This window comes from Stenotrophomonas maltophilia group sp. vghtpe118 (assembly GCF_052605195.1).
This window is the reverse complement of the sequence record NZ_CP199672.1, coordinates 3,292,630-3,315,786: the sequence shown is the minus strand read 5'-3', so window position 1 is coordinate 3,315,786 and position 23,157 is coordinate 3,292,630. Positions and strand designations below refer to the sequence as shown.

General features: G+C 67.7%; 16 protein-coding genes. 9 read left to right on the top strand and 7 right to left on the bottom strand.

Annotation, left to right across the window (positions count from 1 at the left end; all coding sequences use genetic code 11):
- Positions 1–30 precede the first annotated feature (30 nt).
- Together maiA and ACUDTM_RS15120 are read right to left on the bottom strand one after the other, a co-directional pair.
- Entirely contained in the window at positions 31–699 is a 669-nt protein-coding gene (maiA, locus tag ACUDTM_RS15125) for a maleylacetoacetate isomerase (protein WP_227837865.1), read from the bottom strand.
- 14 nt (positions 700–713) lie between these two features.
- A complete protein-coding gene (locus tag ACUDTM_RS15120) occupies positions 714–1,703 on the bottom strand; it encodes a fumarylacetoacetate hydrolase family protein (protein ID WP_065179110.1) in 990 nt (329 codons plus the stop codon).
- A 905-nt stretch (positions 1,704–2,608) separates the two neighbouring features.
- Here ACUDTM_RS15120 and ACUDTM_RS15115 point away from each other — a divergent pair.
- On the top strand, positions 2,609–4,030 hold the full coding sequence (locus ACUDTM_RS15115) for a DEAD/DEAH box helicase (RefSeq protein WP_049414254.1): 1,422 nt from the start codon (positions 2,609–2,611) through the stop codon (positions 4,028–4,030).
- Positions 4,031–4,573: 543 nt separating this feature from the next.
- Here ACUDTM_RS15115 and ACUDTM_RS15110 read toward each other — a convergent pair.
- Together ACUDTM_RS15110 and ACUDTM_RS15105 are read right to left on the bottom strand one after the other, a co-directional pair.
- Positions 4,574–7,168: a M14 family zinc carboxypeptidase gene (locus tag ACUDTM_RS15110; protein WP_072167758.1), complete on the bottom strand. Its 2,595-nt coding sequence runs from the start codon at positions 7,166–7,168 to the stop codon at positions 4,574–4,576.
- Between the two features lie 74 nt (positions 7,169–7,242).
- A complete protein-coding gene (locus ACUDTM_RS15105) occupies positions 7,243–9,882 on the bottom strand; it encodes a TonB-dependent receptor (RefSeq protein WP_227837977.1) in 2,640 nt (879 codons plus the stop codon).
- Positions 9,883–10,073: 191 nt separating this feature from the next.
- On the opposite strand from ACUDTM_RS15105, the gene queD reads away from it, so the two are divergent.
- Both queD and ACUDTM_RS15095 read left to right on the top strand, forming a co-directional pair.
- Positions 10,074–10,436 (top strand): 6-carboxytetrahydropterin synthase QueD, encoded by a 363-nt coding sequence (gene queD, locus ACUDTM_RS15100; RefSeq protein WP_353080369.1) that lies wholly within the window; start codon positions 10,074–10,076, stop codon positions 10,434–10,436.
- A 116-nt stretch (positions 10,437–10,552) separates the two neighbouring features.
- Positions 10,553–10,900, top strand: a complete 348-nt coding sequence (locus ACUDTM_RS15095; protein WP_061480483.1) for a phasin family protein — start codon at positions 10,553–10,555, stop codon at positions 10,898–10,900.
- Between the two features lie 784 nt (positions 10,901–11,684).
- Here ACUDTM_RS15095 and asnB read toward each other — a convergent pair.
- A complete protein-coding gene (gene asnB, locus ACUDTM_RS15090; protein WP_111008274.1) occupies positions 11,685–13,586 on the bottom strand; it encodes an asparagine synthase (glutamine-hydrolyzing) in 1,902 nt (633 codons plus the stop codon).
- A gap of 349 nt (positions 13,587–13,935) precedes the next feature.
- Here asnB and ACUDTM_RS15085 point away from each other — a divergent pair, with 349 nt between their 5' ends.
- Positions 13,936–14,625 carry a winged helix-turn-helix domain-containing protein gene (locus ACUDTM_RS15085; RefSeq protein WP_069139418.1) on the top strand — a complete coding sequence of 230 codons (690 nt, stop codon included), beginning with the start codon at positions 13,936–13,938 and terminating at the stop codon, positions 14,623–14,625.
- Positions 14,622–15,968 (top strand): ATP-binding protein, encoded by a 1,347-nt coding sequence (locus tag ACUDTM_RS15080; RefSeq protein WP_445391390.1) that lies wholly within the window; start codon positions 14,622–14,624, stop codon positions 15,966–15,968. Before ACUDTM_RS15085 ends, ACUDTM_RS15080 begins: the two co-directional genes overlap by 4 nt.
- Here the strand turns inward: ACUDTM_RS15080 and ACUDTM_RS15075 are convergent.
- Together ACUDTM_RS15075 and ACUDTM_RS15070 are read right to left on the bottom strand one after the other, a co-directional pair.
- Entirely contained in the window at positions 15,965–17,434 is a 1,470-nt protein-coding gene (locus ACUDTM_RS15075; RefSeq protein ID WP_111008272.1) for a sensor histidine kinase, read from the bottom strand. The genes ACUDTM_RS15080 and ACUDTM_RS15075 overlap by 4 nt on opposite strands.
- Positions 17,431–18,150: a response regulator transcription factor gene (locus tag ACUDTM_RS15070; RefSeq protein WP_005415146.1), complete on the bottom strand. Its 720-nt coding sequence runs from the start codon at positions 18,148–18,150 to the stop codon at positions 17,431–17,433. Before ACUDTM_RS15070 ends, ACUDTM_RS15075 begins: the two co-directional genes overlap by 4 nt.
- Positions 18,151–18,295: 145 nt before the next feature.
- Here ACUDTM_RS15070 and msrB point away from each other — a divergent pair, with 145 nt between their 5' ends.
- The 4 genes from msrB (at position 18,296) to ACUDTM_RS15050 (ending at position 23,087) form a co-directional block, all read left to right on the top strand.
- A complete protein-coding gene (msrB, locus tag ACUDTM_RS15065; protein ID WP_353080368.1) occupies positions 18,296–18,868 on the top strand; it encodes a peptide-methionine (R)-S-oxide reductase MsrB in 573 nt (190 codons plus the stop codon).
- Between the two features lie 2 nt (positions 18,869–18,870).
- Positions 18,871–20,640 carry a cytochrome c biogenesis protein DipZ gene (locus ACUDTM_RS15060; protein ID WP_072167752.1) on the top strand — a complete coding sequence of 590 codons (1,770 nt, stop codon included), beginning with the start codon at positions 18,871–18,873 and terminating at the stop codon, positions 20,638–20,640.
- 14 nt (positions 20,641–20,654) lie between these two features.
- Entirely contained in the window at positions 20,655–21,392 is a 738-nt protein-coding gene (msrA, locus tag ACUDTM_RS15055) for a peptide-methionine (S)-S-oxide reductase MsrA (protein ID WP_088496585.1), read from the top strand.
- Positions 21,393–21,635: 243 nt separating this feature from the next.
- Positions 21,636–23,087: an aminotransferase-like domain-containing protein gene (locus tag ACUDTM_RS15050; protein ID WP_072167751.1), complete on the top strand. Its 1,452-nt coding sequence runs from the start codon at positions 21,636–21,638 to the stop codon at positions 23,085–23,087.
- Positions 23,088–23,157 lie beyond the last annotated feature (70 nt).

The following is a 23,157-nucleotide window of genomic DNA, read 5'->3' as shown; positions in this document are numbered from 1 at the left end:
TACGACTTAATCCCCTCCGTCCCCTTTTTTTCAGGCGGCGTCGGGCTGGTGTTCCGGGCGCGCGCGGTCGAATGCCTCCAGCGCTTGGCACGCCGCTTCGATGCGGCGCAGGGTCGGGTACGGTGCCAGGTCCAGGCCGAAACGGTGGGCGTTGTACAGCTGCGGCAACAGGCAGATGTCGGCCAGGCCGGGGCGGTCGCCATGACAGAAGGCGCCGGTGTCACGGCTGTTGGCCAACAGCGCTTCCATCGCCGCAAAGCCCTCGGCGATCCAGTGCAGGGTCCACTGCGTGCGGGCGTCGGCAGGCAGCTGCAGGTCGCGTTCCAGGTACTGCATCACCCGCAGGTTGTTGATCGGATGGATATCGCAGGCCACAAGCTGCGCCAGCGCCCGCACCCGCGCGCGGCCCGCAGCATCGGCCGGCAGCAGCGGCACCTGTGGGAAGCGCTCTTCCAGGTACTCGATGATCGCCAGCGACTGGGTCAGCGTGTGCCCATCATGCAGCAGGGTCGGCACCAGCTGCTGCGGATTGAGCGCGCGGTAAGCCTCATGGTGCTGCTCGCCACCGTCGCGCACCAGATGCACCGGCCGCGCCTTCCAGGCCAGGCCCTTCAGCTCCAGGCCGATGCGCACGCGGTAGGCGGCGCTGGATCGCCAGTAGGTGTACAGCACGATGCCGTCGTCGACCGGAATCTCCATCGCCGCCTCCATGCTCAGGGCTTGGCCGCCTGTTCGATGCGCTGCTCGATCGCACCGAAGATGCTGTTGCCGGCAGCGTCGAGCATCTCGATGCGGACCACGTCGCCGAAGGACATGAACGGCGTGCTCGGCTTGCCGTCACGCAGGGTCTCGACCACGCGCTGCTCGGCGAAGCACGAGGCACCCTTGCTGGTGTCTTCATTGGCGATGGTGCCCGAGCCGACGATGGTGCCGGCACCCAGCGGGCGGGTCTTGGCCGCATGCGCGACCAGCTGGGCGAAGTTGAACTGCATGTCCACGCCCGCCTCCGGCGCACCGAACCACTGGCCGTTGATGTGGGTCAGCAGCGGCAGGTGCACCTTGCTGTCCTGCCACGCAGCACCCAGCTCATCGGGGGTGACGAACACCGGCGACAGCGCCGAACGCGGCTTGGACTGCAGGAAGCCGAAGCCCTTGGCCAGCTCGCCCGGGATCAGGTTGCGCAGCGAGACATCGTTGACCAGGCCGACCAGCTGGATGTGGCCGGCGGCCTGTTCGGGGGTGGCCGCCATCGGCACGTCGTCGGTGATCACCACGATCTCCGCTTCCAGGTCGATGCCGTAGTCCTCGCTGACCACCTTGACCGCATCGCGCGGGCCGTAGAACCCCGCACTGGTGGCCTGGTACATCAGCGGGTCGGTGTAGAAGCTCTCCGGCACCTCGGCACCGCGGGCGCGGCGCACGCGCTCGACGTGCGGCAGGTAGGCGCTGCCGTCGACGAATTCATAGGCACGCGGCATCGGTGCGGCCAGCGCCTGCGGATCGAGGTCGAACACGCCATCGGCGTCGCCAGCGTTGAGCGATTCGTACAGGGCGTTCAGGCGCGGTGCGATGTGGCTCCAGTCCTCCAGGGCCTGCTGCAGGGTGGCGGCAATGCCGGTGGCGCGCACGCCGTGGCGCAGGTCACGCGAGACGACGATCAGGGTGCCGTCGCGGCCGCCTTCCTTCAAAGAACCAAGCTTCATGGGTGGGTGTCCGGAGTCGTGGGCAAACAAGTTTCAAGTGTAATCAAATCTGCGGCGACGCCAAGCTGCAGCGCGGCATCGGCCCACCCTACCGTAGTGGGGGCTTCGGCAGGGCTTGCAGCCCTGCACCTGCTTCAAGCCAGGGCAACAGCCGAAGCAACAGCAACAGCGGGCATTCCGTGGGATGGCGAGGCACTGTGGGTTTGCGGGGACGCGGTAAACCCATCCATGGGGGCTTGGTCGCGGCATCCATGCCGCTCACACCCCGCAAACCCACAGTACCCCGCCTTCGACAGTAGGCCGGCGGCCAGTAGATCCACGCTATGCGTGGATGAAATCTGTCAGATATCGAATGAAGTTCCGGGGTCAGATCCGTTTTCCTGCGGAAAACGGATCTGACCCCATGCCATTCCGACAGATCGCAGGAAACTGTCGAAGGCGGGGTGGGTCCGGTGGCGGGAGTGTCCGCGGCATGGATGCCGCGGCCAAGCCCCCATGGACGGGTTTACGGCGTCTCCCGCCACCGGACCCACCCCGCCATCCCTCAGGAAACCCGCTTTTGACGTTGACGTCGCTTTGGCCTCTGCGGGTGCAGGGCGCAGCCCTGCAGAGAGCCCCCCCTTACCTGAACGGGGCTTTTTGCGCGAGGTCTCAGCCATCGGTTAGACTAGGCAGGTCTGCAGCGGCCGTCCGTTTCCCTTCGGGATCGCCGGCGACCAGGGTCCGCCCTCTTCGCCCGCCCCCACTCCGACGCCGTTCGTCACGCATTCCAGCCTGCGCTTCGTGCCGGCTGCACCCAACTTCTCGCAGCGCGGTTCACGGGAACGCTCCGAGTCAGCCGATCACTTTGATCTGCCCCCGTCTGTCCGCTCGGACAGGCGTTTCTTGTACCTGGAGCAATCTCAATGTCTTTTGAATCGCTGGGCCTGGCGCCCTTCCTGCTGCGTGCGCTTGCCGAGCAGGGCTACGAAAACCCGACCCCGATCCAGCAGCAGGCGATCCCGCTGGCGCTGGCCGGTCGCGACCTGCTGGCCGGCGCACAGACCGGTACCGGCAAGACCGCCGCGTTCGGCCTGCCGCTGCTGCAGCACCTGGGCACCGCCTCGCAGGAAGTGCGTGCCGGCCCGCGCAAGCCGCGTGCGCTGATCCTGGCCCCGACCCGCGAACTGGCCACCCAGGTGCATGACAGCCTGCGCGGCTACAGCAAGTACCTGCGCATTCCCAGCGCCTGCATCTACGGCGGCGTCGGCATGGGCAACCAGCTGGACATCCTGCGCCGTGGCGTGGACCTGCTGGTGGCCTGCCCGGGCCGCCTGATCGACCACCTGGAGCGTCGCAGTGTCGACCTGTCCGGCATTGAACTGCTGGTGCTGGATGAAGCCGACCGCATGCTCGACATGGGCTTCCTGCCGTCGATCAAGCGCATCCTGGCCAAGCTGCCGAAGCAGAACCGCCAGACCCTGCTGTTCTCGGCCACCTTCGAGGACAACATCCGCCAGCTGGCGCTGGAGTTCATGCGCAACCCGGAACAGATCCAGGTGACGCCGAAGAACACCGTGGCCGAAACCATCACCCATCGCGTGCATCCAGTCGATGCCGGCCGCAAGCGCGACCTGCTGCTGCACCTGCTGGCGCAGGACAGTCGCGAGCAGACCCTGGTGTTCGCCCGTACCAAGCACGGCAGCGACAAGCTGGCCACGTTCCTGGAAAAGTCGGGCATCAAGACCGCGGCGATCCATGGCAACAAGAGCCAGGGCCAGCGCCTGCGTGCGCTGGGCGACTTCAAGGCCGGCCGCGTGACCGTGCTGGTGGCCACCGACATCGCTGCGCGCGGCATCGACATCAACGAGCTGCCGAAGGTGATCAACTTCGACCTGCCGATGGTGGCCGAGGACTACGTGCACCGCATCGGCCGTACCGGCCGCAACGGCGCCACCGGCCAGGCGATCTCCCTGGTGGCGCAGGATGAAGTGAAGCTGCTGCGCGCGATCGTGCGCCTGCTGGGCCGCGACATGGACATCCGCGACGTGCCGGGCTTCGAGCTGCAGACGCCGATCCGCTGGGGCAACAGTGCGCCGGGCAAGGCCGAGCACGATACCGGCGAGCGCGCACCGCGCAAGAGCCACGCACGCCGTCCGCACGGTGATGCGCCGCGCCATGCGCATGCCGGCCCGAAGAAGGCCGGCGGTGGCCGTCGCGAGGGCGGTGGCAACGGCCAGCAGCGCGCGGGTGCAGGCGCCGGTCAGGGCCAGCGTCGTGGCGGTGGCGGTAATGGTGGCGGCCGTGGCCGCGGCCAGGGAGGCAATGGCGGCGGCCGCGCCGGCTGATCACAGCTGACAGCTGTTGTGCTTCCCGTTGCGCGGGAGGCTATCGAGGGACGGCGCTGACGCGCCGTCCTTTTTTGTTGCTGGCTACCGGGTGATGAAGCACGCGGTGGCGGTACCGAGGGCGGATGGGCATGGGGGCAGCGCAGAACACGCTGTAAATACGTCCATGTAAGCTCGATGGCGCCATCCATGGCGCCAACGGTTCTGCGCTGCCCCCATGCCCATCCGCATCAAGCATTGCCTGCGCCTTCTTCTCCCGCCGGGTAGCCGGGAGAAGAAAGATCAAATTCAAATTCAAATTCAAGTTCAAAGGCAAAAGCCGAAGTCGCGATTCCTGGCTGTGCTTTTGCTTTTGCCCTTGCTCCCGCCTTGGGGTTCGACGCGTCCGCGCCCGCAGGAAACTGTCGAGGGGAGGCCGGGCGAGCTGCGCAGGACCGTGAGGCGCATGGATGCGCCGATCGAGCTTACATGGACGCATTTACAGCGTGTCCTGCGCAGCCCGCCCGGCCGCCCCCACACGCATCAGTCAAGGCGCCAAACGCCTCAACCCCGCGCCTTGCTCGGATTCACCAGATTCCCGAAGAAGATCGCGTTGATCAGCAACCGGTCCGTCCCGTGCCAGTACTTCCGGTGCGCCGGATCGTCGGCGAACAGCACCACGTTGCCCTGCCCCTGCGCCGACACCAGCAGCCACGCGCTGCCCGCCACCCGCGCACGGTTGCGCTCGGAAAGATAGCCATTCACCCGCGGCGGCGTGTCGATGCGTACCACCGTCGAGAATGGGTTCGCACTCGGCTGCAGGGCAACTGTGTTTTCCTTGTTGACCGCCAGTTGCCGGCGCGGCACGCCGAACGCCAGCGGATGACTGATGTCCACATCGGCGCTGAGGATGTTGCCGCTGACCCGCTCGATCGCGGCGATGTCGCGCTGGTCGCCGAATGCGCGGCGGCTCTCGTCGGCAGTCTCTTCGTCCTTGCCGAGCTTCTCGCCGTCGGCGAGCTTCTGTTCGATCGCCCACTTCGAAGCACTGCCGTAGGTCACCAGTGAACCACCGGCCTGCACCCAGCGCTTCAGTGCAGCCACCGCCGTGGTATCGACGCCGGTGTAGGTCCCCCCGGACAGCACGATCGTGGTGTAGCGGTCCAGCGGCACTTTGCCCAGCTGCTGCGGGTCCAGCTTGCTGGCGGGCAAGTGCAACTGCTGGTCGAGCAGGAACCAGGCCGAGCCGATCTCGGTGGCGGCCACGCCCTCCCCCATCACCAGCGCAACCGCGGGTTTGCGCAGCGCCTTGACGCCGTCACTGCCCAGATCGATGCCTTCGCGGCTGCGGCCACTGGACAGCGCGTGCACCTGCACACCTGCCTCGCGCGCGGCCGATGTCACTGCCTCAAGCAGCGCCGCACCCTGCAGCGCTTGCCCGGCAACCGGAATCACCAGGCTGCCGGCAGCGAAGCTGACCTCGCCCTGCACGGTCGCGGTGGTGAACGGCTGGAACGCGGCACGTGCGCTCACGCCCTTGCCCTGCAGCACAGCCAGCGCGCGCCCGGCGTTGTAGTCGCGCCAGTCGATCGCGTACGCGAATCCGGCCTGGCCACCCAGCACCGCACCCTGCTCCGCCGGCAGCGCGGTCACGCGTGCGCCACCCTCGATACGGCTACGGCTGCCGGCGAACGCCACGCCGTAGGCCGGTGCGATCGCATAGCTGGTGCTGCCGTAGAACACATCCCCCTTGATTGGCGGCGTCTCGGCAAAGATCGAATGCACCAGGCGGAACTGCGCCTGCTGCACCGGCACCACGTAGGCGCTGCCGGCATCGAAGCGCTGGCCATCGACAGTGACTGCATGCTCCAGCGCGCGCACCTCGATGCGATGCAGCAGCAACAGTTCCAGCAGGCGACGGGTCAGTGCCGGATCGTGCGCGTCGCCGAACACGAAGCTCTTCACCGGCTGCTGTGCGGCCTGCTTCAACGCGCTCTGGAAGAAATGCTTCTGCAGGTCGAACAGGCCGCTGCGCTCAGCTACCGCACCACGCACCGTGCCCAGCCCGGTGGCGACCTGGTTGCGGATGGTGAACGGGAAGGTCAGCAGGCCGTTCACCGATTCCTGCACGCGGCCACGCGAACTGGCCTGCTCGACGGTGACGCCGACCGCGCCGTGGAAGTCCGGATAGGTCGAGCCATACACCGGCGAGAAGTTGTCGAAATTCTCGCCGGTGTAGTACAGCGAACCCAAGGCATCCAGCGCCTGCGCGTGGTACCTGGCCAGGGTCTTGTTGAACTCGTACGACGGCGCCGGAATCAACGGGCTGTGCATGCTCTTCGGCGAAGGCTCGAAGTAGTACGTGCTGTCCTTGCCCATTTCGTGGAAATCGATCTGCACGTTCGGGTACCACTGGTGGAACACCTCTACCTTCGGCCGTGAGTCCTGCTGGGTCAGGGCAAGCCAGTCGCGGTTGAGATCGGTGAAATAGTGGTTGGTGCGACCCTGCGGGAACGGCTCGACATGTTCCTTGTCGGCGGGGTCGGCCGACGCCGGATCGGAGGCCCAGGCATTGTGCCAGTTGGCGGCACGGTCGCGGCCGTCCGGATTCTGTGCCGGGTCGAACAGCACCACCGCGTGCTGCAGCCACTGCTGGGTTTCGGCACTGCGGTTGGCCACCAGGTAGTAAGCGGTCAGCATCGCCGCCTCGGCACTGGAGGTCTCGTTGCCATGCACGCTGTAGCCCAGCCACACCACCACCGGGCTGTCACCGGCCGCGCTGCGCGGTTGCGCCGGATCGGCCAGGGTCGCGTGCTGCTGGCGGATCTGCTCCAGCCGCGCATGATTGCCTGCAGCAGTGACGGTGGCGATCAGCAGCGGGCGGCCCTCATAGCTGCGACCGATCTCGCGCACGCTGATTTTGTCGGAACGCTTCGCCAGCTCCTGGAAGTACGCCACCAGTTGGTCGTGCCGAGTGTAGCGGCTACCGATCGGGTAGCCGAGGAACTGCTCCGGCGTCGGCACCGCTGCATCGAAGGCTGCCGCATCCGTGGCCTGCGGGAAGAAATAGGCACTCTGTGCCTGCGCCGGCTGCGGGCAGGACAGTACAGTGGCGGCGGCAAGCAGCAACGGAAGAACGGCACGGCGATGCAAGGACACGGTGACTCCCCTGGAACACAACGGCAGACAGTTGCGCGGCCGGTCCCTTCAGGTGGCCGGCTGCGGCGGATGGATCAGAAGCGGTAATCGAAGCCCAGCGTGAAGTAGCGGCCGCGCAGGTCGTACTGGCTGAAGTCGTACGGCGCGCGGATGCCCGGGAACGAGGCGTCGTACGGCGGCGTCTTGTCGGCCAGGTTCTGCACCTTGGCATACAGCGTCAGCTTGTCGATGCCGGTGTAGGCCAGGTACAGGTCGTACTGGCTGTAGCTGCCAACGCGCTGCTGCACGGCCTTGGCGGCGGTGCTGGCTTCCTGGCGGTAGCTGCTGGTGTAGTACCAGGTCACGGCTGCGTTGAAATCACCGTACTTCCAATCCAGCGTGGTGGTGGCCTTGTCCTTGGGCAGGGTCGCGCCCAGGTTGCTGCCGGCGTAGTCGACCAGCGGGCCACCGACCACGGTCGGGCGACGGTAGTCGCGCACGTGGGTGTAGGCCGAGGACACGGTGAAGTCACCCAGCACCGCGGTCGGGATGCGCTGGCGCAGTTCGACGTCGATGCCCGAGGTCTTCAGCTTGCTCAGGTTCTGGTAGCGGTTGTAGACCGCCTGCAGCTTGCCGCGCTCGTCGCGCTGCACGGCACCGGCCACGTTGTCGTTGACCAGGGTCTGGGTGTTGTTGGTGCCGACCAGATTGTCCAGCTGGATGCGGTAGTAGTCCACGCTCAGATTGGTGTTGGCCCACGGCGACAGCACCACGCCGAAGTTCACGCTCCTGGTGCGCTCGGGCTTCAATGCGTTGTTGCCGACGGTGAAGAAGGTCGGGTTCTGCCGCGAGCCCGGCACGTCCGGATCACGCGGATCGACCACGCTGCCATAGGCGATGCTGGTGCTGTTGGAGTTTTCCGACAGCGACGGCGCACGGAAGCCCTTCGAGGCCGATGCACGTACCAGCAGGAAGTCCAGCGGCTGCCAGCGCAGGCCGATCTTCGGCGAGAACGCATCGCCGAAATCATCATAGTGATCGGCGCGTGCAGCGGCGGACAGCTCCAGCGTCGATGCCAGCGGTACGTTCACTTCGGCGTAGGCGGCACTGACCTGGCGCTGGCCATGTACTTCTGCGATGGCCGGGCGCACCTGCAGGCCGGCATCGATCTGCCACGGGTTGTTGGAATCGAGCTTCTCGCGGCGCCACTCGGCACCAGCGGCGAAGCCGATCTCGCCGGCCCAGGTGCGGCCCAGGCTGCCGGAAATCTTCGCATCGACGCCCTGCAGCTTGGACTCGGCCGGACGCAGCGTGGCGATGTTGATCGAATCACGCACCGACTGCGGCGTGGCTGCCGGGTCAAGCAGGTTGTAGCTGCCCGTGGACAGTGCGTTGGCCAGCGCCCAGCGGTTGGCGAACCCGCCGGACACAGTCTCCCGCTCACTGCTGCGCGCACCGAATGCAGCCACTTCCCAGTCCCAGTTGGCGGTGGTGCCGCGCAGACCGAACACGCCGCGATAGGCGGTTGAGCGGTTGGTCTTGATCGTGCCGCCGAGGTCGAAGAAGGTGTACTCGATCGGGATCGCACGGCCGTACGGGTTATACGGATTGCTGGCCGGCAGCAGCGACGACACCGGCTCGGCCAGGCCGCTGTCCGCGTTCAGTGCGAAGCGGCCGCTCTCCAGGGTGAAGAACGGGCTACTGCCGAACCACGCGGCGCTCTTGATCTGGCTGTACAGCACCTCGCCGAAGGCTTCGACGTTGTCGTTCAGGCGGAACGTACCGTTGGCGTAGGCCTGATAGCGCTTGGTAGAGGGGATCAGCGTGGTGAACGGTGCCTGGTTGAAGCCGCAGGTATCACCGGACAGGCCATCGATCGGCGCGCTGGCAACGCGGGTGGTGCCGGCCGGGCAGTTGCCGTTGGCATCGAGCATCGGCACCGACACGCCGTTGACCAGGTAGCGTGCGCCCTTGGCCGACCAGCCGTTCCAGCGGCCACCGGGCTTGTCGGTGTAGATGCCACTGCGGGTCAGATTGCGCTCGTCCTGGTCCAGACGCTCGCGGTTGTAACCCTGCAGGCTGAAGAGGATGTTGTAGCCGTCGGTGTCCAGATCACCGAGGCCGCCGACGAACTTCAGGTTCTGCTCGTGCAGGCCGCCCTGGTCGGCACCGCCGAAGCTGCCGCCGATCTCGGCGCCTTCGAAGTTCTGCCGGGTGATGATGTTGACCACGCCGGCCACGGCGTCGGAACCGTATACCGCCGAGGCGCCGTCCTTGAGCACTTCAATGCGCTCGACCGCGACCAGCGGCAGCGCATTGAGATCGACGAAGGTGTCGGACAGGCCACCGGCCGGGAAACCGTAGTTGGCCAGGCGGCGGCCGTTGAGCAGGACCAGCGTGTTCTTCTGCGAGAGACCGCGCAGGCCGATGCCGGCCGAGCCGGACGCCCAGCCGTTGTTGGTGGTTTCGTTGGCGGCGTTGCCGGTGTTGGCCGAGATCGAACGCAGCACGTCGGCCACGGTGGCCTTGCCGGTCTGTTCCAGCTGCTGGCGACCGATCACCTGCACCGGGTTGGAGGCCTCGGTATCGGTGCGCTTGATGTTGGAACCGGTGACACGCACGGCGGCCAGGGTATTGGCGTCACCAACGGCGTCGGCGGAGGTTTCGGCGGCGGCGGACAAAGGCGCGGCCAGAGCGACGGCCAGGGCCGCCACGAGCAGGGTGTGCTTGGGCATGACGATGTGGGGAGATGGTAAGGACGACGAAGTTCCGCAGTAGTCCATGCCTGGCCCGGGTCCGGCCAATAACATCTCTTCATACGGATATAAGAGAAGCTATCATCTCTTCATCCGGATGGAAAGAGTTACTTCACGAAAGCCCGACATCCACTCAGGATGGCCGGCCACCTGCGGCGTACAATTGCGCCATGGAAATCTTCAAAGTCTTCATGCTCGAGGCGGCGCACCGCCTTCCCAACGTGCCGCCGGGGCACAAGTGCTCGCGCCTGCACGGCCACTCGTTCCGGGTGGAACTGAAGGTCGAGGGCGAGCCCGGCGCGCAGACCGGCTGGATCATGGACTTCGGCGACGTCAAGGCGGCCTTCCAGCCCATCTATGACCGCCTGGACCATCACTACCTCAACGACATCCCGGGCCTGGAGAACCCGACCAGCGAGAACCTGGCGGTGTGGATCTGGAACGAACTCAAGCCCAGCCTGCCGGCGCTGAGCGAGATCACCGTGCACGAAACCTGCACCTCCGGCTGCCGCTACCGCGGTCCGACGGTCTGATCAACTCATTGATCTGAAAGGTTTTTCAAAGGCGCCCTGAGCGCCTTTGTTATTTTTGTTGCATTGCCGCATCAAGGGCGTATGCTGCAATGCATCAAGCCACTCCCTGACGCCCCATGGCCGCCGCCTTCAGCGATCGCTTCAGTGATGCCACCCGCCAGCTCGCCGCCGCGGCAACCCGTGCGAACCGGTTGGCGTTGGAGAACGCGGAAAGCATGTTCGGCGTGCAGTTGAAGGCGATGGAGCGCAACCTGACCGCGACCGGCGGCTGGCTGGGTGAACTGGCCCGCAGCGACGACGCGGCCGGGATGCTCAACAGGGGCGCACAGCTGTGGCAGGACAACCTGCAGCGGCTGGGCCAGGCCCAGCAGGATGTGGTCGGTCTCGGCCTGCAGGCCAGCAAGGCCTGGTCCGAACTGGTGCAGGGTTACAACGAATCAACGGCGGACGCGAACAGTCACTGACGCGACGCAACGCTCATTGCATGGGTCCCTCCCCCCATGCAATCCGGACCCGGCAGATCCCTCCCTCTGCCGGGTCTTTTTTTGCCCGTTGTCTGGATTCAAGAGCGCTTCCTCGTCTGGATTTCCTGCGAGCTGATGGGCCCCGCCGGGGCGGGCAGGGGCCTGGGCAAATGTCCCCCGGCGCCGGCCGTTGGCCGTCACCTCCTCCTTTACTTTGCCCAGGCCCCTGCCCGCCCCGACGAGGTTCGGCTTGCGGCGGCCAAGGCATCGAGCAGGCTGTCTCCAATAAAGCGCCGATAGATTTCGAACGCAGGGCGGAGACCCTTGCGTACGAAGTAAAGGGGGAGGTGACGGCCAACGGCCGGCGCCGGAGGACATTCGTACGCAAGGGCCTCCGCCCTGCGCCACGCAGAATGAACCCACCGCACGCGTGCCTTCGTTTCGATTCGCCGCGAATTGAAGGGCCCCGCCGGGGCAGGCAGGGGTCTGGGCAAATGTCCCCCGGCGCCGGCCGTTGGCCGTCACCTCCTCCTTTACTTTGCCCAGACCCCTGCCTGCCCCGACGAGGCTCGGCGTGCGGTGGGTAGAGCGCAGTGCTCGCGGCAACCTTTCAATGACGCGCCGACGAACTCCGAACGCGGTGCGGAGGCCCTTGCGTACGAAGTAAAGGAGGAGGTGACGGCCAACGGCCGGCGCCGGAGGACATTCGCACGCAAGGGCCTCCGCCCTGCGCCACGCAGAACGAATCCGCCACACGCCACGCAGAACACACCGCAAAGGAACCTCAGCGCCCGCGACCACCGTGCCAGTGCTGGTGCCACGCCTGGAACATCAGCACGTTCCACAGGTGCGTGTGCCACTTGCGCTCGCCGCGCAGAAACGCTTCCCAGATGCCGCGCACGCGCGCCGCATCGAAACAGCCCTGGTTGCGCAGCAGCTGCGGGTCCAGCAGCGCCTCCGCCCAATCGCGCAATGGACCGGCCAGCCAGCGCGCCATCGGCGGGCCAAAGCCGCGCTTGGGACGGTACACCAGCGGCTCGGGCAGGTAGCGTGCCAACAGGTGCTTCAGAATCAGTTTGTGTTCGCCATCGTGGTACTTCAGGTGCTGCGGCAGGCGCCAGGCCAGTCGCACCACCTCCATGTCCAGCAGCGGCGCACGGGTTTCAACGCCCGCCGCCATGCCCGCGCGGTCAACCTTGGCGAGAATGCCCTCGGCCAGGTCCATGCGGAAATCCAGCAGCTGGATGCGCGCTTCGGCCGGCAGCGCCGTGTCCTGCTGCTGGAAGATCGTCACCGGTTCACGCGCGCCCAGCACCACCTGCGCCGGCTGCCGCCAGCGGGTCACCCGCTGCAGGTAGTGGCCTTCCACATCGTTGGCAGCAACCTCGGCCACCAATGCACGCCAGCCACCCAAGCGACCACGCTCGGCGTTCATGCGGTTGCCGCTGCGCCGCGCCAGGTCGCGTACCCAGTCCGGCAAGCCACCGCACAGGCGCGCATTGCGCAGCGCGCGGCCATAGCTGGGGTGGCCGAAGAACAGTTCATCGCCACCGTCACCGGTCAGCGCCACCGGCTTGCGTGCCCCCAGCAGTTCACTGGCCAGCAGCGTCGGCAGCTGCGACGCGTCGGCGAACGGTTCGCACCAGACCTGCGGCAGGCGCTGCAGCAGATCCAGGCCCTGGCGCGCGTCCATGCGGTGCAGGTGATGCTGCACACCCAGATGGCGCGCGACCTGCGACGCCCAGTCGCTCTCGTCATGTCCCGGATCGTCGAAGCCGACCGTCCATGCTTCGATCGGCAGGTTGGATTGGGCCTGCATCATCGCCGTCACCAGCGAGGAGTCGGTGCCACCGGACAGGAACGCGCCACAGGCCAGCGGCGAGTGCATGCGTGAAGCGATGGCTTTCTGAAGTACCGCCTCAAGCTGATCGGTGGCCTGTTCCAGGCTCGGCGCCGGTTGCACCGGCTCCTGCAGTGCACGCTGCATTGCTTCGCGTGCGCACCAGTAACGCGCGCCCCCCTGCGCGGCCTGGCTGGAGCAACCCGCGGCATGGTCGCTGAGATCGATGCGCAGCATCGCGCCCGCCACCAGCTTGTGGATGCCGCGGTAGATGGTGTGCGGCGCCGGCACATAGTCGTGGCGCAGCAGCAGGCTCAGCGCATCCTGGTCGATGCTCGGGGCGAAGCCGGCGAAAGCCTGCAGCGCCTTCAACTCCGAGGCGAACAGAAACCGGCCCTGGCACCAGCCGTAATACAGCGGCCGCTCGCCCACCGGATCACGGGCCAGCCACAGCACGCGCGACTCGCGGTCCCAGACACTGAAACCGAAGGCGCCCTCGATACGCGCCAGCGCCCGCTGCACGCCCCATTCGACGATCGCCTGCAGCAGCAGCCGTGCATCGCTGCAGCTGCGTGGCAGATCGCGCAACTGCGCCTGCAGGTCAGCGCGGTTGTACAGGCGGCCGTCCAGGCACAGCACGTAGCGACCGCAGTCCGAGCTCAGCGGCTGCAACGGCGTGTCGGCCGGCGCCCGGCAGTGGCCCAGCGCGAGGCCGGCCTCGGCGTCGGTCCAGTAACCGATGCGGCCACGCCCACGCTGCTGCAGCGCCCGCAGCATTGGCGCCAGCTGCTGCAGCAGCTGCTCGTCCTCGGCGGGCGGCAGCCAGGCCCCGACCACGCCGCTCATCGGGAGCCTCCGCACTGGCGGCGGCGGGACGGGTTCAGCAGGCAGGGGGCGGCGGGCGACATGGGGACGGCACGCGGAGCGGAGAAGACTCCATGCTCGGCCGCAGGCCCCGTCGCGTCAGTCGCTTTGCTGTCAGCGATCGTCACCCGCCGTATCACGAAGGTAACGTTTTGTAACAGCGGCAGGCTATGCTGGGCGGCAAGTCGTTGCCGGGACTGAGACCCGGCCCGTGCGCCAGCAACCCCGGCTGAATGGCGCCCGCCCCCGGCACCCGGGCGGCCCGATGGCTGGGATAGCATCGCCGCGCTCGTGCCGTGGCGGTACGTTTGCGCCTACGGAGGCCTTGGAAATGCTGGATATCGTACTGGTCGAAGACGATGCCCGCCTGGGAACGATGGTCAGCGACTACCTGCAACGGCATGGCTACCAGGTGGCCCACGAGCGCAGCGGCGAGCGCGCAGTGGCCCGCATCCTGGCCGAGAAACCAGCCCTGGTGCTGCTCGATGTCGGCCTGCCCGACCAGGATGGTTTCGAAGTGTGTCGGCAGATCCGGCCCCTCTATGACGGCATCATCTGCGTGCTGACCGCCCGCACCGACAACATCGACCAGGTGCTGGGGCTGGAGCTGGGGGCCGACGACTACATCGGCAAACCGATCGAACCGCGGGTGCTGCTGGCGCGGCTGCGCGCCCACCTGCGCCGCCACCGCCGGGTCGAACCGCGTGACGGCAGCCTGCGCTTCGGCGAGCTGAACATCGACCCGTCCACCCGCAACGTGCACCTGCAGGGCAGCCTGCTGGAGTTGACCACGGCCGAGTTCGACCTGCTGTTCCTGCTGGCCAGCAACGCCGGCCAGATCCTGGACCGCGACGCGCTGCTGCGCGGCCTGCGTGGCATCGCCTTCGACGGCCTGGACCGTTCGATCGATGCCCGCATCTCGCGCCTGCGCCGCAAACTGGGCGACAACCCCGAGCAGCCGGAACGGATCAAGACCGTCCGTGGCCGCGGCTACCTGTTCAGCCGCTCGGCATGGGGATGAAGCGCACGCCCTCGGCGATGCGCGGCCACGCCTTCCACTTCCTGCGCTACGGCGTCGGCTTCCTGGTCGCCCACCTGTTGTTGATCGTGCTGGGCCTGTGGGCCTGGGATGCCCTGCTCGAAGACCGCACGGAAGCTGGTCTGCAGGCCGAGATGCGTGGCACCCATGCGCTGCTGCAGCACCGCTTCGCCGAAACCCCGCGCGACCAGTGGCCGGTGCTGGCACGCGAACTCGACGCCGATTTCGCCTACGCGCTGCGCATGGTGCCGCTGGCTGAGGCAGTGAGGGCGTTGCCGGCCAGCCAACGTCCGCCGTTCAAAAACGGCCGCGTGCAGATCGACCTGGAGCACATGCGCAGCCTGCAGCGCATCGGTGACAGCGACTACGCGGTGATCCTGGGGCCGCTGGACGAAGCGCTGCCGGACGAGGGCTGGCAGGACAGCGAAGTGTCCGGCGTGGCGATCCTGCTGCTGATCCTGATGGTGGCGGTGGCACTGCCGATGTACGTGATGGTCTATCGGTTGTGGCGCGACGTCTCGCAGCTGGCACAGGCGGCCAGGCAGATGCGCGATGGCCAGTTGGACACGCGAGCGCCGCGTGCGGGCACCGCGCTGGTGCGGCCACTGGCCAATGCCTTCAACCACATGGCCGAGCAGCTGCAGCAGCTGCTGGAAAGCCAGCGTGTGCTGGCGCAGGCGGTGGCGCACGAAGTGCGCACGCCATTGGCGCGGATGCGTTTCGGCCTGGCCGACCTGGAGGACACCGCGCTGGATGATGGGCAGCGCGATGCACTGGGCGGATTGCGCACCGATGTGGATCGGCTGCAGCACCTGACCGATGCCGGCGTCGAGTACGCCGCACTGGGCCGCTGCCATCAGCCGACCCGCCAGCGCCTGCAGCTGGCGGCGCTGGTGCGTGGCGTGGTCGCCCAGTTCGCGCCGCTGCCGATGCCGGTGCAGCAGGCGCTGTCGCCGGTGGGCCTGGTCAACGTCAACCGGCACATGCTGGAGCTGGCACTGCGCAACCTGCTCGGCAATGCACTGCGTTACGCGCGCCGGCAGATCCGTATTGCCAGCACCGTCAATGACGGCTGGCTATGCCTGCAGGTGGAGGACGACGGCCCCGGCATCGCACCCGAACTACGCGGCCAGGTGCTGCAGCCCTATGTCCGGCTGGACCCGGGCAGTCCCGGCTTCGGCCTCGGCCTGGCGCTGGTGCAGGTGGTGGCCGACAAGCATGGCGGCCACGTCGAAGTGACCGATTCGGCGCTGGGCGGTGCCTGCATCCGCCTGCGCCTGCCGCTGGAAAACGGCGGCATCGTCGAATGCGAAGCGGCCTGCTAGGCCGCCGGTTCCGCACGCGGCAAGGCGAATACGAACAGCGCGCCACGCTCGCTGTCGCGCAGTTCGATGCGGCGGCCGTGCAGCTGCACGATGCGCTGCACGATCAACAGCCCCAATCCGCCGTTCTCGCCGCGCCGCGCGCCCAGCGCGGCCGGTGCCTGGAACAGCTGGGTGCGCAACGCCGGCGCGACCCCTGGGCCGTCATCGGCCACGCTGACCTCCACGCTGTCGGGAGTCGCACGCAGGCGCACTTCGATCTGTCCACCGTCGGGTGCATGGCGCAGCGCGTTGTCGAGCAGGTTGGTCAACACCCGTTCGACCAGGCCCAGGTCGGCGCGCACCAGCGGCAGGCCGGGGGGGAACGCTGCGTGCAGCTGCTGGCCGCGCGCCTGTGCCGCCAGTTCGAACTTCTGCAGCACGTCCTGCAGCAGCTCCGGCAGCGCGAACACCTCCCACTCCAACCGCACTTCGCCATGCTCCAGCCGCGCCAGCTCGAACAGCGCGCGCGCCAGCCGGCCGACCTTGGCGCTCTGCGCCAGCGCGATACCGAGATAGCGGCGGCGCTCGTCCGCTGTCAGCGTGGCGTCCTTCAACGCCAGCGTTTCCAGGTAGCCATGCAGCGACGACAGCGGCGTGCGCAGGTCGTGTGAGATGTTGGCGACCAGTTCGCGGCGCTGCAGGTCCTGCTGGCGCAGCTGCTGCCACTGCTCGCCCAGCCGCTGCGCCATCTGCGCGTGCGCGTGTTCGAGGATCACCAGCTCGTCGCGCTCACCAGGGCGCAGCGGCTCCGGCGGTGGCAACGGCGTGGGTGCGTCGATGTCGAAGGCCTGGATGCGTCGGGTCAGCCGCCGCAGCGGACGGGTCACCCAGTAGAACGCCACCAGCCCGGCCAGCAGGCCGAGGCCACCGACCAGCACCACCGACCACAGCGTGGTGTTCCACTGGCTGCCGGCGGCAAGATCGTCGGCCAGCATCTGCCGGTGCTCGCCGACCAGCACCACGTACACGTAGCCCGCCGGCCGGCCCTGCACGATCAGAGGTGCCGCGCTGAACACCTTGCGGCCATTCGCGCTGCGCGGGTCATCGCCGAGGATCGGCAACGGCGCACCGGCCAGCAGGCGGCGCAGCGGCGCCACGTCCACCCGGTTTCGCACCAGGTGCCCACTGGGTGCATCGTGGCCGAGGATGCGACCCTGGTCATCCAGCAGGTAGACCTCGACGCTGGGGTTGACCGCCATCAACTGGCCGAACAACGCCCGCACCGCCGCATCACGCATGCCGCTGGTATCCATCAGCTCGCTGCGCTGGGCGATGTGCTCGGCCAGGCCCAACGACAACCGCTGTACCACCTCCTGCTCGTGGCGGGTATTGGCACGCATCTGCAGTGCAAGCAGCGCCATGCAGCACGTCAGCATCAGCGCAGCGGTCACCACTGCCAGCTTCTGCCACAGGTTCGGCTTGATCATGCCGCCGCTCCGGCCGGGTCGACCAGCTTGTAGCCACGGCCCCACACCGTCAGCAGCCGCCGCGGATTGGCCGGATCGGGCTCGATCTTGCTGCGCAGGCGGTTGATATGGGTGTTGACCGTATGCTCGTAGCCGTCGTGCTGGTAGCCCCAGACCTGGTTGAGCAGTTCCATGCGCGCGAACACCTGGTCCGGGTGACGGGCAAAGAACAACAGCAGGTCGAACTCGCGCGGGGTCAGCTCCAATGGATTGCCATCCACCGAGGCGGTGCGCGCGACCGGGTCCAGCTGCAGTCCCCCCAGCTCGATCGCGCCGGCATCGATGCGTGCGCTCTGCGCCATCGCCTCGGCGCGGCGCAGCAGCGCGCGCACGCGTGCCACCAGTTCCGGCATCGAGAAGGGTTTTGCCAGGTAATCGTCCGCGCCCAGTTCCAGGCCGACGATGCGCTGGGTTTCGCTGCCGCGCGCACTGATGATGATGATCGGCACATACCGCGCCATCGCGCGTGCGCGCTGGCACACCTGCAGCCCGTCCACGCCGGGCAGCATCACGTCCAGCACCAGCGCGTCCCAGGGACCTTCCTGCTCGAGCAGGCGCAGGCCGGCATCGCCGCTGGCAGCATGGGCGACGTCGTAGCCCTCATCGCCCAGGTGCATGCGCAGCAGGTCGGCGATGTGGGCATCGTCTTCAACAATCAGCACGCGTTTGGTCGACATCGTCAGCTCAAGGCCAGTGGGGAGGCGGGTTGCATTGTGGCGCGGGACGGCCGCCGATACCTCACGAAAAATTGAATCCTGCGTGAGGATTCGTTGACCCGGGCGGGCGCAGCATGGCCCCGTCACCCCCTTCCCGGAGTCCGCCATGTCCTTGTCCCGCCGCCATCTGCTGGGCCTGGGCGGTGTTGCCACCGCCGCCGGCCTGCTCGGCCTGGGGGCCTGCAGCCGCGCCGCCCCCGCCGCCGCCGAAGCGCGCCCGTCGCGACAGTTCGAGGTCATGCACAGCGATGCCGACTGGCGCCAGCGCCTGACCCCGGCGCAGTACGCGGTGCTGCGCCAGCAGGCCACCGAACGGCCGTGGAGCAGCCCGCTCAACAAGGAACACCGCCAGGGCACCTTCGCGTGTGCCGGCTGTGCGCTGCCGCTGTTTTCCTCGTCCACCAAGTTCGAGAGCGGCACCGGCTGGCCCAGCTTCTGGGCGCCGCTGCACAACGCCATCGGCGAAGACCGCGACGTCACCTTCGGGATGCTGCGGGTGGAGGTGCACTGCCGCCGCTGCGGTGGCCACCTCGGCCATATGTTCAACGATGGCCCACGCCCGACCGGGCTGCGCTACTGCATGAACGGTGCAGCGATGGTGTTCGTTCCCGGCGCCACGGATGGCACTGCCGACGGCTGGCGGGTGCCGGTCGGTTCTTCCCCTGTTTCCGGAGCCTGACGATGCTGCTGTTGCTGCTTGCCTACCTGGGAGGCGCGCTGACCCTGCTCAGCCCCTGCATCCTGCCGGTGCTGCCGTTCGTGTTCGCGCGTGCCGACCGTCCGTTCCTGCGCAGCACGCTGCCATTGCTGCTGGGCATGGCACTCACCTTCACCGTGGTCGCCAGCCTGGCCGCGGTGGGCAGCCAATGGGTGGCACAGGCCAACCAGGTCGGGCGCTGGATCGCCCTGCTGCTGATGGCGCTGTTCGCGGTCGCCCTGCTGTGGCCACGAGTGGCCGACCATCTGCTGGCGCCGTTCCAGCGCGTGGGTGCCCGTCTGAGCGCGCGCGCCGATGCCGCGGATGCCGCTGGGCGCGGCGGCGCGTGGACCTCGCTGCTGATCGGCATCGCCACCGGCCTGCTGTGGGCGCCATGCGCCGGTCCGATCCTCGGCCTGGTGCTGACCGGTGCCGCCCTGCATGGTGCCAGCGTGGGTACCAGTGCCCTGCTGCTGGCGTATGCGCTGGGCGCGATCACCGCGCTGGCACTGGCGGTGTGGGTGGGCGGCCGGGTGTTCCGTGCGCTGCAGGCGCGGCTTGGCCTCGGCGATGTGCTGCGCAAGGTGCTGGGCGTGGCCGCCTTGCTGGCAGTGGTGGCGATCGGCCTGGGCTGGGATACCGGCCTGCTGACCCGCCTTTCCACGGTCAGCACCGCGCGTATCGAGCAGGGCCTGCTGGACGCGGTACCCGGCGCGCAGCCGGCGGCACCACCGATGATGATGATGGCCGGTGCCAACGCCGCTGGCGATGCACCGCTGCCGGTCGAGGGCACCCTCCCCGCGCTGGACGGGGCCACCGGCTGGCTCAACAGCCCACCGCTGACGGCCCAGCAGCTGCGCGGCAAGGTGGTACTGGTCGACTTCTGGACCTACTCCTGTATCAACTGCCTGCGCGCGATGCCGTTCGTGCACGAATGGGAGCGCCGCTACCGCGACCACGGCCTGGTGGTGATCGGCGTGCACACGCCGGAATTCGCCTTCGAGCGTGACCCGCGCAACGTCATGAAGGCGGTGCAGCAGCTGAAGGTCGAGTACCCGGTGGCGCTGGACAACCAGTACACGATCTGGCGCGCGTTCAACAACCGCTACTGGCCGGCGCAGTACTTCGTCGATGCGCAGGGCAACATCCGCGGCCACCAGTTCGGCGAAGGCAACTACGCGCGTTCGGAACAGATGATCCGTCGCCTGCTGACCGAAGCCGGGCAGGCCAACCTGCCGCCGCCTGCCGATCCTGCTGCCGCCGACCTGAAAGGCGTGGCCGTGCAGGCCGACATGGGCAACCTGCGCTCGCCGGAAACCTATCTGGGCCACGCCCGCGCCGAGCAGTTCGCCTCGCCCGGCGGACAGCGCAGCAACAGCGCGTTCGACTACACGCTGCCGACCACCCTGGCGTTGAACCAGTGGGGACTGTCGGGGCGCTGGACCGTCACCGATGAAGCCGCACAGCTGCAGCAGGCCGGTGGCCGCATTGCCTTCCAGTTCCATGCGCGTGACCTGCACCTGGTGCTGGCGCCCAGCCGCGACGGCACGCCGGTGCGCTTCCGCGTCTGGCTGGATGGCAAGGCGCTGCCCGCTGCCGATGCCGGTAGTGATGTCGGCGCCGATGGCAGTGGCGTGGTCGACGAGCATCGCCTGTACCAGCTGGTACGCCAGCGCGGCACGGTCGGTCCGCATCGCTTCGAGATCGAATTCCTCGATGCGGGCGTGCAGGCCTATGCCTTCACCTTCGGTTGAACCGGGAGCACATGATGAAACTCTCCTTTGAACAGGGCATCGCCGCCGGTGTTGCCGGCCTGGTGGCCATGGCATTGATTGCCGGGGTGCTGCTGGTCGATCACGGCGCGGCTGCGGCGCCGGTCGAAGCCAGCGCGCAGATCCAGGCACTGCCGGCCCCCACCGGCGATGCGGCGTTCCGCGATGACGCCACCCACGCCAGCGTGGTGTTTGCCGGCGGTTGCTTCTGGGGCGTGCAGGGCGTGTTCCAGCACGTCAAGGGCGTGAGCAATGCGGTGTCCGGCTATATCGGTGGCAGTGCAGCCAATGCGCGCTATGAGCGCGTCAGCGGTGGCCAGACCGGCCATGCCGAAGCCGTAAAGATTGACTACGACCCGCGCCAGGTCAGCTATGGACAGCTGATGCAGGTGTTCTTCTCAGTCGCGCACGACCCGACCCAGCTCAACCGCCAGGGTCCGGACCACGGCAGCCAGTACCGTTCGGCGATCTTCACTGACGACGCCCGCCAGCAGGCGGCCAGCCGTGCCTACATCGCCCAGCTCGGCCAGGCCGGCAGCTACCGCGCGCCGATCGTCACCCAGCTGGTCAGCGGCCAGCGCTTCTACCCGGCCGAGAGCTACCACCAGAACTACATGACCAACTACCCGCAGGCCGCCTACATCCGCTACTACGACGCACCGAAGCTGGCGGCCCTGGCCAAGCAGTTTCCGGCGCTGTACCGGCGCGACGCGGTGCTGGTGCCGATGCGCTGACGGCATTTCCCCTGGGGCTGATCGGTGCTCGGCGCTGCGCTTCTGTAGAGCCGAGCCCACGCTCGGCTGCTGTTGGCGGAAAAGCAGCCGAGCGTGGGCTCGGCTCTACACACCAAAAAAAGACGCACGGCGGTCCCGCCGTGCGCTTGGAATGCGCCGGCCACGCCCCGATCAGGCCCGGCCGACGACGACATGCTAGGCTCGCCATCATCATGGGTACAGAACCAGATGGCGGCATGTTCGATGGATACAGATGACCAGGCCACGATGATCCCTCCACGCTACCAGCGGCTCTCCGACGAACTGGCCGAGGCCATCCACGGCGGCCGCCTTCCGGTCGGCAGCCGCCTGCCTTCGCTGCGGCAGATGGCGTCGCAGCGCAGGCTCAGCCTCAACACGGTGATCGCGGCATATCGCCAGCTGGAAGATGCCGGGCTGGTGATTCCGCGGCCGAAGGCGGGCTTCGAAGTCGCGCCGCGGCTGTCGGTGCCGGAGCGTTCGCTGCGCGACACCCCGTCCGCGCCCACCGCGCCGCTGCAGCAGGTGCTGATGGCCCGGGTACTGGAAGCGCAGCGCCGCCCGGGTGTGGTCGACCTGGCCTTCGCCGGCCCACGTGGTCGCCAGTTCTATCCCGGCGCGCAGCTGGCCCGGCATACCGCGCAGGTGCTGCGCCACGGCCAGCAGACGGTGGAGACCTATGCGAGACCCAACGGCTCCCCCCGGCTGCTGGCGCAGATCGTGCGCCGCAGTCCGCGCATGGGCCTGCACACCCACGCCGAGCGACTCCTGCTGACCCATGGTGCGATGGAGGCCCTGCAGCTGGCGTTGCGCGCGGTCACCCAGCCCGGTGACGCAGTGGGCATCGAGGCGCCGTCCTACTTCAACCTGTATCCGTTGCTGGCCAACCTCGGCCTGCAGGCAATCGAGTTGCCCACCCACCCGCAGCACGGGCTGGATGTGGATGCACTGGATGCGCTGCTGGAGCACACGCCGCTGGCCGCACTGGTGGTGATGCCGACCGTGCACAACCCGCTCGGCTGCACCATGCCGACCGCCGCCAAACAACGCCTGGCCGAGCTGGTCAACGCACGGCAGCTGCCCCTGATCGAGGATGCGGTGTACGCCGAGCTGCAGTTCTGCGAACCGCCGGCACCCTTGCTGAAAGCCTTCGATCGCGATGGCTGGGTGATGGTGGTCGGTGGCTTCTCAAAGACACTGGCGCCGGATTACCGCATCGGCTGGCTGGATGGCGGCCGCTTCGCAGAGCGCATCGCGCTGCTGAAGTTCCAGTCCACCGGCGGCGAGCCGCAGCTGCTCGGCGATGCGGTGGCCGCGTATCTGGAAGCAGGCAGCTACGAGCACCATCTGCATCGCATGCGCCGCCTGTACCGCGAACAGGTGGGACGGCTGCGCCAGCTGGTAGCCGAGCATTTCCCGGCAGGCACCCGCGCCACCGAACCACAGGGCGGATTCCTGCTGTGGCTGGAACTGCCGGGCGTGGACACGCGCGAGCTGTTCGAGCGAGCGCTGCAGGAGGACATCGTGTTCATGCCCGGCCAGGTCTATTCGCGTGGTGCGCGCTATCGCCACTGCCTGCGGCTGTCGTGCTGCCAGAGCCTGGATGCGCGCTTCATCGGTGCGGTGGAACGGCTGGGTGCGATCGCGCGGGAGCTGGCAGTGCGCCAGCTCCTGTAGAGCCGAGCCTACGCTCGGCTGCCCTTCGCTGACGGTCCCCGCTGAGCCGAGCATGGGCTCGGCTCTACAG

What these genes read in the sequence shown, in the direction of transcription:
- ACUDTM_RS15060 (WP_072167752.1), top strand. Translation starts at nt 18,871, where the DNA reads ATGCTGCTGTTGCTGCTTGCCTACCTGGGAGGCGCGCTGACCCTGCTC.
- ACUDTM_RS15050 (WP_072167751.1), top strand. Translation starts at nt 21,636, where the DNA reads ATGGATACAGATGACCAGGCCACGATGATCCCTCCACGCTACCAGCGG.
- ACUDTM_RS15095 (WP_061480483.1), top strand. Translation starts at nt 10,553, where the DNA reads ATGGCCGCCGCCTTCAGCGATCGCTTCAGTGATGCCACCCGCCAGCTC.
- ACUDTM_RS15075 (WP_111008272.1), bottom strand. Translation starts at nt 17,434, where the DNA reads ATGATCAAGCCGAACCTGTGGCAGAAGCTGGCAGTGGTGACCGCTGCG.
- ACUDTM_RS15085 (WP_069139418.1), top strand. Translation starts at nt 13,936, where the DNA reads ATGCTGGATATCGTACTGGTCGAAGACGATGCCCGCCTGGGAACGATG.
- ACUDTM_RS15080 (WP_445391390.1), top strand. Translation starts at nt 14,622, where the DNA reads ATGAAGCGCACGCCCTCGGCGATGCGCGGCCACGCCTTCCACTTCCTG.
- msrA (WP_088496585.1), top strand. Translation starts at nt 20,655, where the DNA reads ATGAAACTCTCCTTTGAACAGGGCATCGCCGCCGGTGTTGCCGGCCTG.
- queD (WP_353080369.1), top strand. Translation starts at nt 10,074, where the DNA reads ATGGAAATCTTCAAAGTCTTCATGCTCGAGGCGGCGCACCGCCTTCCC.
- ACUDTM_RS15120 (WP_065179110.1), bottom strand. Translation starts at nt 1,703, where the DNA reads ATGAAGCTTGGTTCTTTGAAGGAAGGCGGCCGCGACGGCACCCTGATC.
- ACUDTM_RS15105 (WP_227837977.1), bottom strand. Translation starts at nt 9,882, where the DNA reads ATGCCCAAGCACACCCTGCTCGTGGCGGCCCTGGCCGTCGCTCTGGCC.
- ACUDTM_RS15115 (WP_049414254.1), top strand. Translation starts at nt 2,609, where the DNA reads ATGTCTTTTGAATCGCTGGGCCTGGCGCCCTTCCTGCTGCGTGCGCTT.
- maiA (WP_227837865.1), bottom strand. Translation starts at nt 699, where the DNA reads ATGGAGATTCCGGTCGACGACGGCATCGTGCTGTACACCTACTGGCGA.
- msrB (WP_353080368.1), top strand. Translation starts at nt 18,296, where the DNA reads ATGTCCTTGTCCCGCCGCCATCTGCTGGGCCTGGGCGGTGTTGCCACC.
- ACUDTM_RS15070 (WP_005415146.1), bottom strand. Translation starts at nt 18,150, where the DNA reads ATGTCGACCAAACGCGTGCTGATTGTTGAAGACGATGCCCACATCGCC.
- asnB (WP_111008274.1), bottom strand. Translation starts at nt 13,586, where the DNA reads ATGAGCGGCGTGGTCGGGGCCTGGCTGCCGCCCGCCGAGGACGAGCAG.